Genomic DNA, 12,992 nt, shown 5'->3' with positions numbered 1-12,992 from the left:
CCGCCGTGACTTCGACTTCGACACCGGGCCTCGCCCGGTTCAACACCTCCACGGACAGTGCGGCGCTCGCCGTGCTCCACGAGGTGTGCGCCAGTTCGGCGTGGGGGAGCAAGCTGCTCGCCCAGCGCCCGTACGCCACCGCAGAGGACCTCTTCGCCGCAAGCGACGCCGCTCTGGCCGAGCTGGACGTGAAGGACCTTCAAGAGGCGATGGCCGGGCACCCGCCGATCGGCCGGCCGAAGCCCGGTGACCCCACCTCCGCACGTGAACAGCGCGGCATGGCCGGGGCCTCCGAGGCCCTCAAGGCCGAGCTGCTCGAACTGAACCTGGCCTACCAGGAGAAGTTCGGCCACGTCTTCCTGATCTGCGCCACCGGTGCCACCGGCGAGCAGATGCGTGACGCGGTGAAGACCCGGATCGGCAACACCTCCGAGGAGGAGCGCGAGATCGTGCGCACCGAACTCGGGAAGATCAACCGAATCCGGCTGACCCGTCTCGTAGAAGAGGACAAGGACTGATGAGCACCGCCACCACCGCTTCGGTGTCCACGCACATCCTGGACACCAGCGTCGGACGCCCCGCCGAGGGCGTCGCCATCTCGCTCGCGGCCCGCTCGGGCTCCGGCGCCGAGTGGACCGCGCTCGGCGGCTCCGCGACCGACGCGGACGGGCGCTGCAAGGACCTGCCGGCGCTGCCGGAAGGCACCACCCATGTACGACTCGACTTCGAGGTCGAGACGTACTTCTCCAAGAAGCAAGCCGAGGCGCAGCAGGACGCCCCCCGCGTAAGGGACAGCGGTGCGTTCTTCCCGGAGGTGGCGATCACTTTCGCCGTCACCCCGGGCGAGCACTACCACGTACCGCTGCTGCTCAACCCGTTCGGCTACTCCGTTTACCGAGGGAGCTAGCAGACATGCCCACGATTCTCGGCCAGAACCAGTACGGCAAAGCAGAGAACCGCGTCGTCAAGATCACGCGGGACGGCGACACGCACCACATCAAGGACCTGAACGTCTCGGTCGCCCTCTCCGGCGACATGGAGGACGTGCACTACTCGGGCTCGAACGCCAATGTGCTCCCGACCGACACCACCAAGAACACGGTGTACGCGTTCGCCAAGGAGTACGGCATCGAGTCGGCCGAGCAGTTCGGCATCCACCTCGCGCGGCACTTCGTGACCTCGCAGGAGCCGATCAAGATCGCGCGGATCCGCATCGAGGAGTACTCGTGGGAGCGCATCGAGACCTCCGAGGCCAACTCGAAGTTCATCGGCTCCGACGACGTCAAGCACTCCTTCGTCCGCAAGGGCCAGGAGACCCGGGTCACCCAGATCACCTACGACGGTGAGAAGTGGGAGGTCGTCTCCGGCCTCAAGGACCTGGTCGTGATGAACTCGACGAACTCCGAGTTCTGGGGGTACGTCAAGGACAAGTACACGACGCTCCAGGAAGCCTACGACCGCATCCTGGCCACGCAGGTCTCCGCGCGCTGGCGGTTCAACTGGACCGACGACGAGCAGAAGGCGCCGAACTGGGAGAAGTCCTACGAGCAGGTGCGCAAGCACATGCTCCAGGCCTTCGCCGAGACGTACTCGCTCTCGCTCCAGCAGACCCTCTACCAAATGGGTTCGCGCATCATCAACAACCGGTCCGAGATCGACGAGGTTCGCTTCTCGCTGCCGAACAAGCACCACTTCCTGGTGGACCTCGAGCCGTTCGGGCTCAAGAACGACAACGAGGTCTACTTCGCGGCCGACCGTCCGTACGGTCTGATCGAGGCGACCGTCCTGCGCGACGGCGTCGAGCCGCAGATCCCGGTCGACATGACCAACCTCTGACGCGGCACTGAGCCCGCCCCCGCCCGCCCGCAGTCGGGCGGGGGCCGGGTCAGACCGGAGGCACTCCCATGGCACAGCCCGCATTGGGGCCGGCACCCACCGACGGCCCATGTCCCACCCCACCTGAAGGTGCCGTGCACCCGGTGGACGAAAAGCTTCCCGCCTCGCGGCTCGTCCCCGCCGCGCTCCAGCACATCGCCGCCATGTACGCGGGCGTCGTCACCCCTCCGCTCATCATCGGCCAGGCCGTCGGCCTGGACACCGCGGGACAGACCCGGCTGATCGCGGCCAGCCTGCTCATCGCCGGGCTCGCCACCGTCCTTCAGACCCTGGGCGTCGCGAACTTCGCCGGAAACCGGCTCCCGTTCGTCAACGCCGCCTCCTCGGCCGGCATCGCGCCCATGCTCGCGATCGCCGAAACCAGCGCCAAGGGCCACCAACTCCCCGCGATCTACGGCGCGGTGATGGTCGCCGGAGTCTTCTGCCTCCTGGTCGGACCCTTCTTCGGACGGCTGCTGCGCTTCTTCCCGCCGCTGGTGACCGGTGTCGTGATCACGCTCATCGGCGTCACGCTGATGCCCGTCCCCGTGTCCTGGGCCCAGGGCGGCGACCGGAGCGCCGCCGACTTCGGGGCCATGAAGAACCTCGCGCTCGCCGCCTTCACGCTCGTCGTGATCCTGCTCTGCCAGCGCTTCGGCCGCGGCTTCCTGCGCCAAGTCGCCCTGCTGCTCGGCCTGTTGGTCGGCACGCTCGCCGCGATTCCGTTCCACCTGGCGGACTTCTCCGCCATGAGGTCCGCGCCGCTGGCAGCTCTGCCGACACCCTTCTCCTTCGGCGCGCCCGAGTTCCACCCCGCGGCCATCCTGTCGCTGTGCATCGTGATGATGGTCCTGATGACCGAGTCGAGCGCCGGCATGCTGGCCATCGGCGAGATCTGCGAGCGCCGCACGGACGGGCGCACCATCGCCCGCGGCTTGCGCACCGACGGCATCGCCACCCTGCTCGGACCCGTCTTCGGCGGCTTCCCCACCAGCGCCTTCGCGCAGAACGTGGGCGTCGTCTCGCTGACTCGCGTACGCAGCAGGTACGTTGTCGCCGTCGCGGGCGGCGCCCTGCTCGTCCTCGGCGCCTTCCCGGTGCTCGGCGCGGTCGTCTCGCTGGTCCCGATGCCCGTCCTCGGCGGCGCCGGAATCGTCCTGTTCGGCTCGATCGCGGTGAGCGGCATCCGCACCCTCTCCGAGGCCGGGCTCGACGACAGCTCCAACATCATCCTGGTGGCCGTGGCGCTCGGGGCGGGCATCATCCCGCTCGCCGCGCCCACCTTCTACGCCGGTTTCCCCGCCTGGGCACAGACCGTGCTCGGGTCCGGCATCAGCGCGGGAGCGCTCACCGCGGTTCTGCTCAACCTTTTCTTCCACCATCTCGGCACCCGGAGCAGCGTCACCGCCCCGGTACTCAAATCCTCGTAGGGTCCTGCCGTGCCCAAACAGCCGCCACTGATCGAAGAAGGAAGCACCATGGCACCTTCGGCAGCCCCCCAGCGCATCGTCATCGAGAACTGTGCGATCGCCACCGTGGACGCGAACGACACCGAGTACGCCTCCGGATACCTCGTCGTCGCCGACAACAAGATCGAGTCGATCGGAGCCGGCGCGGCCCCGAAGGGCCTGGACAACGTGGTCCGCCGCATCGACGGCACGGGCCACCTGGTCACCCCCGGCCTGGTCAACACGCACCACCACTTCTACCAGTGGATCACGCGCGGTCTGGCCACCGACCACAACCTCTTCAACTGGCTGGTCGCCCTGTACCCGACGTGGGCGCGCATCGACGAGCGGATGGGCCGCGTCGCCGCCCAGGGTTCGCTCGCGATGATGGCCCGCGGCGGCGTCACCACCGCCATGGACCACCACTACGTCTACCCCCGGAACTCGGGCGACCTGTCCGGCGCGATCATCGGCGCGGCCTCCGAGATGGGCGTGCGCTTCACGCTGGCCCGCGGCTCCATGGACCGTAGCGAGAAGGACGGCGGACTGCCGCCGGACTTCGCCGTCGAGACCCTCGACGGCGCGCTCTCCGCGACCGCCGAGACCGTCGACCGCTTCCACGACGCCTCCTTCGACTCGATGGTCCAGGTCGCCGTCGCACCCTGCTCGCCGTTCTCGGTCTCCACCGAACTCATGAAGCAGGGCGCCGAGTTGGCCCGCGCCAAGGGCGTACGGCTGCACACCCACGGCTCGGAGACCGTGGAGGAGGAGCAGTTCTGCAAGGAGCTGTTCGGCATGGGCCCCACCGACTACTTCGAGTCGACCGGGTGGCTCGGCAACGACGTGTGGATGGCGCACTGCGTCCACATGAACGACTCCGACATCGCCGCGTTCGCCCGCACCGGCACCGGTGTCGCCCACTGCCCGTCCTCCAACGCGCGGCTCGCCGCGGGCATCGCCCGCGTCCCCGACATGCTGAAGGCGGGCGTCCCGGTCGGCCTCGGTGTCGACGGCACCGCCTCCAACGAGTCGGGCGAGCTGCACACCGAGCTGCGCAACGCGCTCCTCATCAACCGCCTCAACGCCCAGCACCGCGAGGCCGCCCTCAACGCCCGCCAGGCGCTGCGCCTCGGCACCTACGGCGGCGCCCAGGTGCTCGGCCGCGCCGACCAGATCGGCTCCCTCGAAGCGGGCAAGCTCGCCGACTTCGTGCTGTGGAAGCTGGACACCCTCGCCCACGCCTCCATCGCCGACCCGGTCACCGCGCTGGTCTTCGGCGCGGCGGCCCCGGTCACCGCCTCGTTCGTGAACGGCAGGCAGATCGTCGAGAACAACCGTCTCACCACGGTCGACGAGGACGCCATCGCGGTGGCGACCCGTGAAGAGGCCCAGCGCCTCGCCCGGATCGCCGCGCAGGCCTGACCCCAAGGAGTCCGGCCGAGGGGGACGGCCCTCGGCCGGTCGCCGTGGACCCGAGCGGGGTCCACGGCAGCTGGGCCGGGGGGTGCGTACTACAAGGACGTACGCACCCCCCGGAACAGTGAATGCCGTCCCAACTACCGCTCATGCAAAGCGCGTTGACACGAGCCGCGTCAACCGCACCGCCCTTGCGGCACCCCGCGTCACCCCGCGGCACCCCGCGGCGCCGGCCCGCACCGTCGGCCGGTCGCGCTGTTCGTACTGCCCCGCACCACCTGTTCCAGCTGCTCAACGCACCACACCGCACCACCTCCATGACACCCGCGTCCACCGCCGACGTGTAACCGACCGGAGGAACCGCCGTGGCCGCACAGCCCAGGTTTCGCAACTTCGCAGTCAACCCCGCCCAGACCGGCGAGAAGCACCCGGTCGACGAGACGCTCCCCCCGCTGAAAATGTTCACCAGTGGCCTTCAGCATGTGGCCGCGATGTACGCGGGTGTGGTGGCCCCGCCCATGATCGTCGGCCCCGCTGTGGGGCTCGGCACCAAAGAGACGGCCTTCCTGGTCGCCGCGAGCCTGTTCACCGCGGGCCTCGCCACCCTTCTCCAGACCCTCGGGATCTGGCGGATCGGCGCCAAGTTGCCCTTCGTGAACGGGGTCTCGTTCGCCGGGGTCACTCCGATGATCGCCATCGGCAAGGAGCACGGCGCCGACGCCATCCCCGTCATCCTGGGCGGGATCATCGTCGCCGGACTGCTCGGCTTCGTGGCCGCCCCCTACTTCGGGAAGCTGGTCCGCTTCTTCCCACCGGTCGTCACGGGCACCGTGATCACCCTGATAGGCGTCTCGCTGCTCCCGGTGGCCTTCAACTGGTCCTCGGGCGGCAACGCGAAGGCCGCCGACTACGGTTCGCTCTCCAACCTGGCGCTCGCCGGAATCACCCTGCTCATCGTGCTGGTGCTGCGCAAACTCCTGCGCGGCTTCATGCAGCAGATCGCGATCCTGCTCGGTCTGGTGGCCGGCTCGGTCATCGCGATCCCGATGGGCAAGACCAGCCTGGACGCCATCAAGAACGCGGACGTCATCGGCTTCCCGACGCCGTTCCACTTCGGCGCCCCGCAGTTCGACGTCGCCGCCATCGTCTCGATGTGCATCGTGATGCTGGTCTGCATGACGGAGTCCACCGCCGACATGCTGGCCCTCGGGAAGATCGTCGAGCGCCCGGCCGATCAGCAGACGATCGCCGCCGGACTGCGCGCCGACACCCTCGGATCCGTGCTCAGCACCCTCTTCAACGGCTTCATGGCCAGCGCCTTCGCCCAGAACATCGGCCTCGTCGCGATGACCAAGGTGCGCAGCCGGTTCGTCGTCGCGGCCGGCGGTCTCATCCTGGTCGTGCTCGGCCTGTGTCCGGTCGCGGCCTCGGTGATCTCCCTCGTACCGCTGCCGGTGCTGGGCGGCGCGGGCATCGTGCTGTTCGGCTCGGTCGCCGCGAGCGGCATCCAGACCCTGTCCACCGCGGCCCTGGAGCGGGGCGAGAACGCGCTGATCGTGGCCGCGTCGGTGGGCATCGGCCTGATACCGATCGCCAAGCCGGACTTCTACCACGCCTTCCCCGACAAGATGCTGGTCGTCCTCGACTCCGGGATCTCCACCGGCTGTGTGGTGGCCATCGTCCTCAACCTGGCCTTCAACCACTTCGGCAAGCAGCGGCCCGAGACGGAGACCGAGGCCCTGGCCGCGGCCGAACCGGCGGTGGCCCTGCACTGACCAACTCGCCGTCCAGCGGCGACCGTTGACGCACGAGGGCCGCGACTCCGTAGGGGGGCGCGGCCCTCGGCGTTGCCCGGCGGATGCCGGGACCCGTCACTCGCAGGCGACGCCGTCGCCGTCCCGGTCCAGGTGGGAGTCGTACCCCGGGTCGCCGCGGTGCAGCGGGGTGACCCCGGCGGCGCGGGCGGCGGTGCAGTTCTTGTAGTAGACACTGCCCCCGCCGTTGTTCCCGCCGCCGTCCATCGGGGGCGGCAGGCTCGGCCCCTTCGGCTTCGGCGGCGTCCTGACGACCGGGGGCTTGGAGGCGACGGGGCGCGGCGCGGCCGGGGTCGCGCTGTGCGTCGCGGTCGGCGTGGGGGACGCGCTCGGCGTGGGGCTGGCCGACGGTGACGGCGAGGACGACGGCGACGAGGAGGCCGAGGGCGAGGGCGTGGCGGTCGCCGACGGCTTGGCCGACTTGGCGGGCTTGGCCGTGTCGTCCTGGCAACCGGTCGTGGTGAAGGCGAGCGCACCGAGCATGCCGGAGACGAGCAGAGTGCGGACAACTGGGCTGGATATGCGCATGCGGCGGCTCTCTCGGACGATCGGGGTACTTGTGATGATCTGGTGAAGGAGAGAATACGGGCCGCAAGGGTTCCGTAAGGCGAAATGGGTCAACTCACGCGCGTGGCCGGGCCGTAGGGAGCGGAACGGGCGGGTGCGGCAGCCCTCGCGCCGTACCCGCCCGTCCCTGTGGGGCTGTCAGCCGATGTGGTACGGGTCGCCGTACACCTTCCAGTCGAGCGGGGTGTCCAGGTCGAGGTTGCCCTTCTTCAGGAAGACGCGCTGCTCGGTGTCGACGCGGCTGGTGTCGCTGTGCGCCTCCTCCTGCTTCATCGCCCAGACCCGGGCGTCGAGGAAGGCGTTGAGGTACGTCGTCTCGTTGCCGCCCTGCGACGGGGGCTTGGCCTTGGCGAGGGCGCGCTTGCGGATGGAGCTGAAGCTCGTCGGGTCGCCTCCGTCACCGTGCATCACGATGGCGTCGTAGTACATGAACTGCCCGAGCGTGCCGATCCCGTCGGACTTGCCCTGCTTGACGGCGGGGTTGAAGTAGACGCGGTCCCGCTCGTCGTTCTGGGCCTGCTTGAAGGCCGAGTCGGAGGCCGCGGTCTTCCAGTCCTTGGTGAAGTTCGGGTCGAGCCCCTTGTGCGAGTCGCTCCCGTCGACCTTCTCCAGGGCCGGCAGGTACTTCGCGAGGACGTTGCCGGGCTTGCGGGCGGTGTAGAGCTTCACCAGGTCGAGCATGTCGCCGGTGCCCGAACAGAAGCCGATGATGCCGGCGGTGTATCCGCGCCCGTCCTTGATGTCCTCGATGTACTTGTACTGCGCCTTCCAGTCGAGCGAGGAGTTCTCCGCGCTGGAGACGAGCTGCATGGCTATGTCCTTCTTCGCCGGGTCGTCGAGCCCGGTCGCGGCGGCATTGATCACGGACGCATTGTCCTGTGCCGCACCGGCCGGGTTCTCGGCGGCGTAGGCCGTGACCGGGACCGCGAGCAGAGCGGTGCCGAGCAGGGCGCGGACGGCGATCTTGGTACGACGTGCGGTGGTCTTGCGGTGGGGGGTGTGCACCTGAACCTCCAGAAGGAGTTCGTCGCTCCGGTGTTCTGTTAGGAAAGTTTCCTACCATTGTCGGGAAGCGGCCGTACACCCCTGCGGCAGAGGGAAGTTGAGAAGCCGGGGGCGCGGATCGACGCGGTGGGCCGGCCGGTCCGGGCCATAGCGCCAGGTCACGCGGCGCCCGGCGGGCCTGCTGCCGTCGCGGAGTAATTCCCGTTGCGCGAGGGGCAGTTGTGGGGTTCATTGCCCGGGTGACTGAATCCAGCCGTTCCGAGTCCAGCCGTGTGGAGGCGTTCAGCGATGGCGTCTTCGCCATCGCGATCACCCTTCTCATCCTGGAGATCAAGGTCCCGCCGCACGCGGGCGACCATCTGTGGCGGGAGCTCGGCCACATGTGGCCCTCCTACGCGGCCTATGTGGTGAGCTTCCTGGTGATCGGGATCATGTGGGTCAACCACCACACCCTGTTCAGCTATGTGGCCCGCGTCGACCGCACCCTGATGTTCCTCAACCTGCTGCTCCTGATGACCGTGGTCGCGATCCCCTGGCCGGCCGCGCTGATGGCGGAATACCTGCGTGAACCCGGCGCCTCGCACGTCGCGGCCGTCGTCTACAGCGGCCTCATGGTCGTGATGGCCCTCAACTACCAGGCGCTGTGGTGGCACTTGACCCGCACCGGGCACCTCTTCGACAGCCGGGTGGACAACACGGCAGCCCGCGCCACCCGCGCCCGCTTCGCGATCGGCTCCCTCGTCTACCCGGCGACGGTCGCCCTCGCCTTCGTCTCCGCCCCGCTGACCCTCGCCGTGCACGGTCTGCTCGCCGTGTACTACGGCTTCAACCAGCTGAAGGTCCCGATAGCCAGGAGCGTGGAATTGGGCGACTAGACTGGACGGCTGTCGTCGTCGGCGCCGCAGGTCATCAGCGCATCAGAAGGAGCACCCCCGCTTGTCCGAGAACCACGAGGCAGCCGCCCCGCCCCCGGGCGCCACCCGCCTCGCCCTCGCCTCCGACTGCGGCAACTGCTTCGGACTGTGCTGTGTCGCCCTCGCCTACGCGGCGTCCGCCGACTTCGCGATCGACAAGCCCGCCGGGAAGCCCTGCCCCAACCTCCAGCAGGACTTCCGCTGCGGAATCCACCGGGAGCTGCGCGGGCGCGGCTTCCAGGGCTGCACGGTGTACGACTGCTTCGGCGCCGGCCAGAAGGTCTCCCAGGAGACCTTCGAGGGCCGCGACTGGCGTACGGCGCCGGAGACGGCGGCCTCGATGTTCGAGGTGTTCCCGGTGATGCGCCAGCTCCACGAGCTGCTCTGGTACGTCACCGAGGCGCTCACGCTGGCGAAGGCGCGGCCCGTGCACAAGGAGCTGCGCGCGGCCCTCGCGGAGACCGAGGCCTTCACGGCGCTCGCCCCCGATGCGCTGGTCGGGCTGGACGTGCCGCGCCACCGCGACAAGGTCAACAAGCTGCTCCTGAGGGCGAGCGAGCTGGTCAGGGCCGAGTTCAAGGGCAAGAAGAAGGATCGCAGGGGCGCCGACCTCATGGGCGCGCGGCTCAAGGGCGCCGATCTGCGCGGCGCGAACCTGCGGGGTGCCTTTCTGATCGCCGCCGACCTGAGCGGCGCGGACCTGCGCCGCGCCGATCTGATCGGCGCCGACTTCCGTGACGCCCGGCTGTCCGGGGCCGATCTCACCGAGGCCTTCTTCCTCACCCAGGCCCAGCTGAACGCGGCCAAGGGCGACGCCACGACCAAGCTCCCGCCGTCCCTGGTGCGCCCCGCGCACTGGTGAGTCAGGCCCGCCACCCCGGATCCCGGCCGCTCATCCCGATGAGCCGGTCCAGCATCGGCGCCCCGTCCGGTACGTCGACCGCGAGGCCGAAGGCGTGGCCGCGGGTGGCCGGGTCGTCCTTCGACGGGGCGAGGAAGGCGTAGCAGATCTCCAGGTCGACCGGGGCCGGGCGGTAGTCCTGACCGGTGGACCGGGCCACGTCCCAGCCGTGGACCACCAGCTCGTCCAGGGCCACCCGCCCGGCGACCGCCCCGGGCAGGGTGAGTCCGCCCGCCTGCGTCTCGCCCTCCCAGGCCGCCGGATCCCGCCAGGCGGCGGCCATGACGGCGAGGTTTTCCGGGATCAACTCCCGCCATTCGGCGGGCAGTTCGGGCGGTGGCACGGTGCCCGGCGCGGCCTGGGTGGCCGGTCCGGTCTCTTTGCGGGCGGCATGCTGAAGGGCGATGCCGAAGCCGAGGATGTGGGACAGGAGCTCCCGGAGCGCGTACGCGGGGCAGGGCGTCGACGCGCCCAACTGGTCGTCGCGCACCCCGTCGAGCAACCGGGTCAGCTCGGCCGCCGCGGGGCCGAGGTCGGGAGGGGTGTGGGCGTTCGTTTCGCTGCTCATGGAGGGGAGACCGCGCGGGGGGCGGAAACTCATCGCGTGTCGCCCCTTCGGTCCGGGCTCTTGCCGTGTCCGTGTCAGGCGTGGCATACAGGTCTGGACCTTTTCCGTGGCGGGCGGCGGGCGACTTAGCGCCCCGCGCCCTGAAGACCGGGGGTGGACCGTGCTGCGCCACCGTCGAACCAGCCGTGTAACCAGCCGCCGATCCGGCCGTCGATCCGGGGGAGTCCTCGCCCGCATCGCCGCCAGGGCCGCCGCCCCACTCGCTGCCTCCCTCGTCCTGCCGCTGCTCCTGACCGGCTGTGGGGGAGGCGAGGACCGGGACCGGCGGAGCCCGTCGGTCCCCGGCGCCGTCACCGCGCAGGCGAGCAGCGCGACCTCCGTGCACGTCATGTGGCGGCCCTCCACCGACGACAGGGCGGTCACCGGCTACGAGATCCTGCGCGACGGGACCACGGCCAAGCGGGTCCCGGCCGACCTGAGCATGATCGACGTCGGTGGGCTCACCGCCTCGACCTCCTACCGCTTCACCGTGCGGGCCCGCGACGCCGCCGGGAACCTCTCGGCCCCCAGCGCCCCCGCCGCCGTCACCACCCCGGCCGCGACCCCCGACGACAAGCGCCCGCCGACGGCGCCGGCGCACCTCACCGGCCGCGCGGACGGCACCGGCGCCGCCGAACTGAGCTGGGGCCGCGCCCTCGACGACGTGGGTGTGACGGCGTACGACGTCTACCAGGAGGGGACCCGGATCCACAGCGTCGGCGGCGCCACCCTCTCGGCGCGACTGACCGGGCTGCGGCCCGGCACCGTCTACACCTTCACCGTGCGCGCCCGGGACGCGGCGGACAACGCCTCGCCCGACAGCGACGCGGTGGACATCACCACCGCCTCCGCGCCCGGCGCTCCTCCCAGCATCGCCCCCACACGGCTGCGTACCAGCGTCGGCCGGGCGCCGTCCGGGAGCGGCACGGACATCACCCTGCGCTGGGTGCCGCCGCACACGGGTGGTGCGATCGGGGCCTACCAGCTCTTCCTCAACGGCGCCCCGACGACGACGATCGTGCCCGGCGTCCCGTCGCCCGAAGGCCTCACCTCGTACACCTTCACCGTCACCGACCCGCCCGGCACCCGCTACAGCGTGAAGCTCCGGGCGAGGCTGCCGGACGGCAGGTGGGGCGACTTCTCGGCGCAGCCGACCGTGGTCGTCCCGTGAGGTCCCGGCAACGCCACCGCTTCGGCGGCTCTAGGAGAGCCGGCGGCCGCCGAACGTGCCGGAACCGTCGGCTTGTTGCCAGTGCTTCTCCAGGCCGTTCTGGTCCATCGCGCTCCAGTCGGGGGTCTGCTGGACGAGGCCGAGCCCCAGGGCGCGGCCGAGCTCGACCATGCCGCGTCCGATCGGTGAGCGCTCCGCGTCGTAGGCGGCCAGTGCCTCGGACCGGCTCGCGGCCGAGGTCAGCGCGGACTCCAGGGCGGTGGCGTCCTGGAGGGCCTTCACCGCGCCTCCACCCGTGTGCGGCCGGGCCACCGTGGCGGCGTCCCCGGTCAGCACGAGGGGCCCGGACGCGTACCGGGGTGCGGTGAAGTCGTACATCGGCTGGACGAAGAGTTCGCTCGGCTCGGTCAGGTGCATCAACTGGCCCCAAAACGGCGGGAGTTGGGTGTCGGCGAGCTCCAGGGCGCGGGCCCGCAGCGCGTCGGTGAGGGTGCCGGGCGGGAGGGAGGTGGGGGAGTCGAGGGGGAGTCCGTGGTCGGCGGGCGGGGCGGAGTAGAGCACCCAGTTGACGCGGTGGCCGCCCCGGCCGTCGGGGATGCGGTAAATCACCGTGTGCCCGCCGGGGAAGACCGCGTACACGCAGTCCTCCACCGGCCAGCGGTCGGCGTCGGGCAGCCGCTCGACGGGGAAGGAGCCGCGCCAGGCGAGGTAGCCGGCGTACTGGGGCCGCACCTCGGGGCAGGCGGCCGCGCGGACCGTCGAGCGGTAGCCGTCGGCGCCCACGACGATGTCGAACCGCTCGGCCCGCCCGCCCGAGAGGCTCAACTCAGCCTCAGAGCCGTCGAGTTCGAGGCGTTCGACGGTCGCGCCGGACCGGAAGTCCACCGACCGCGGTACGCGGGCTCGCAGTTCCCGCCAGAGCGGGCCCCAGTTGTAGGTGCGGAACGGGAAGGGCAGCGTCCCTACGAGCCGGCCCAGCGGCTCCGCTCCGTCCCGAACGTACCAACTGCGCCTGGTGAGTTGGAGCCACGGCATCGCCGGGTCCAGGTACCCGCACGCCTCCAGCTCGGCGTAACGGTCGTTGTGCATCGCGAGCCCCACCCCGCGGTCGGCCAACTGGTCCGACGCCCGCTCGAACACCGTGATCTCCTCGGCGCCCCCGCGATGCGCGGCCAGTGCCGAGGCACATCCCGCGATGCTTCCGCCCACGATGGCGACTCGCCCTCCACGCATCCCCGATGCCCCCACTGTCCTCGTCACACGGAACCACTGTC

Annotated in this window: 13 protein-coding genes; 9 read left to right on the top strand and 4 right to left on the bottom strand. The window is 70.4% G+C overall.

Features of this window, described 5'->3' with window-relative positions:
- Window positions 1-5: 5 nt before the first annotated feature.
- From uraD to DWB77_RS08485, 6 genes are all read left to right on the top strand, one after another.
- The gene (gene uraD / locus DWB77_RS08510; RefSeq protein WP_162952477.1) at window positions 6-518 is read left to right on the top strand and encodes a 2-oxo-4-hydroxy-4-carboxy-5-ureidoimidazoline decarboxylase; all 513 of its coding nucleotides are present in this window, start codon (window positions 6-8) and stop codon (window positions 516-518) included.
- Window positions 518-907, top strand: coding sequence for a hydroxyisourate hydrolase (gene uraH / locus DWB77_RS08505; protein WP_120720672.1), 390 nt, complete (start codon window positions 518-520; stop codon window positions 905-907). The genes uraD and uraH overlap by 1 nt, the downstream gene beginning before the upstream one ends.
- 5 nt (window positions 908-912) lie before the next feature.
- Window positions 913-1,836 (top strand): factor-independent urate hydroxylase, encoded by a 924-nt coding sequence (gene pucL / locus DWB77_RS08500; RefSeq protein WP_120720671.1) that lies wholly within the window; start codon window positions 913-915, stop codon window positions 1,834-1,836.
- A 68-nt stretch (window positions 1,837-1,904) separates the two neighbouring features.
- Window positions 1,905-3,305, top strand: coding sequence for a nucleobase:cation symporter-2 family protein (locus DWB77_RS08495; RefSeq protein WP_120720670.1), 1,401 nt, complete (start codon window positions 1,905-1,907; stop codon window positions 3,303-3,305).
- Between the two features lie 48 nt (window positions 3,306-3,353).
- Window positions 3,354-4,745: an 8-oxoguanine deaminase gene (locus DWB77_RS08490; RefSeq protein ID WP_120720669.1), complete on the top strand. Its 1,392-nt coding sequence runs from the start codon at window positions 3,354-3,356 to the stop codon at window positions 4,743-4,745.
- Between the two features lie 359 nt (window positions 4,746-5,104).
- A complete protein-coding gene (locus DWB77_RS08485; protein WP_246033463.1) occupies window positions 5,105-6,514 on the top strand; it encodes a nucleobase:cation symporter-2 family protein in 1,410 nt (469 codons plus the stop codon).
- A 96-nt stretch (window positions 6,515-6,610) separates the two neighbouring features.
- Here DWB77_RS08485 and DWB77_RS38795 read toward each other — a convergent pair whose 3' ends face one another.
- Both DWB77_RS38795 and DWB77_RS08470 read right to left on the bottom strand, forming a co-directional pair.
- Window positions 6,611-7,081 carry an excalibur calcium-binding domain-containing protein gene (locus DWB77_RS38795; protein WP_246033462.1) on the bottom strand — a complete coding sequence of 157 codons (471 nt, stop codon included), beginning with the start codon at window positions 7,079-7,081 and terminating at the stop codon, window positions 6,611-6,613.
- Window positions 7,082-7,258: 177 nt separating this feature from the next.
- Window positions 7,259-8,125, bottom strand: coding sequence for a chitosanase (locus DWB77_RS08470; RefSeq protein ID WP_120720666.1), 867 nt, complete (start codon window positions 8,123-8,125; stop codon window positions 7,259-7,261).
- Window positions 8,126-8,364: 239 nt separating this feature from the next.
- On the opposite strand from DWB77_RS08470, the gene DWB77_RS08465 reads away from it, so the two are divergent.
- Together DWB77_RS08465 and DWB77_RS08460 are read left to right on the top strand one after the other, a co-directional pair.
- Complete coding sequence (locus tag DWB77_RS08465) at window positions 8,365-9,000, top strand: TMEM175 family protein (RefSeq protein WP_246033461.1); 636 nt, start codon at window positions 8,365-8,367, stop codon at window positions 8,998-9,000.
- A gap of 61 nt (window positions 9,001-9,061) precedes the next feature.
- Window positions 9,062-9,901: a pentapeptide repeat-containing protein gene (locus tag DWB77_RS08460; RefSeq protein ID WP_120720664.1), complete on the top strand. Its 840-nt coding sequence runs from the start codon at window positions 9,062-9,064 to the stop codon at window positions 9,899-9,901.
- Between the two features lies 1 nt (window position 9,902).
- Here DWB77_RS08460 and DWB77_RS08455 read toward each other — a convergent pair whose 3' ends face one another.
- On the bottom strand, window positions 9,903-10,508 hold the full coding sequence (locus tag DWB77_RS08455) for a TIGR03086 family metal-binding protein (RefSeq protein ID WP_120720663.1): 606 nt from the start codon (window positions 10,506-10,508) through the stop codon (window positions 9,903-9,905).
- A 235-nt stretch (window positions 10,509-10,743) separates the two neighbouring features.
- Here DWB77_RS08455 and DWB77_RS08450 point away from each other — a divergent pair, with 235 nt between their 5' ends.
- Window positions 10,744-11,718, top strand: coding sequence for a fibronectin type III domain-containing protein (locus tag DWB77_RS08450; RefSeq protein ID WP_246033833.1), 975 nt, complete (start codon window positions 10,744-10,746; stop codon window positions 11,716-11,718).
- A gap of 30 nt (window positions 11,719-11,748) precedes the next feature.
- Here DWB77_RS08450 and DWB77_RS08445 read toward each other — a convergent pair whose 3' ends face one another.
- Complete coding sequence (locus DWB77_RS08445; RefSeq protein WP_120720661.1) at window positions 11,749-12,951, bottom strand: FAD-dependent monooxygenase; 1,203 nt, start codon at window positions 12,949-12,951, stop codon at window positions 11,749-11,751.
- Window positions 12,952-12,992: the final 41 nt, after the last annotated feature.

Origin of the sequence: Streptomyces hundungensis, from assembly GCF_003627815.1 — a bacterium.
In the GTDB taxonomy this organism is placed as follows: Bacteria; Actinomycetota; Actinomycetes; order Streptomycetales; family Streptomycetaceae; genus Streptomyces; species Streptomyces hundungensis_A.
The sequence above is the reverse complement of the archived record's forward strand: the minus strand, read 5'-3'. Positions and strand labels throughout refer to the sequence as shown.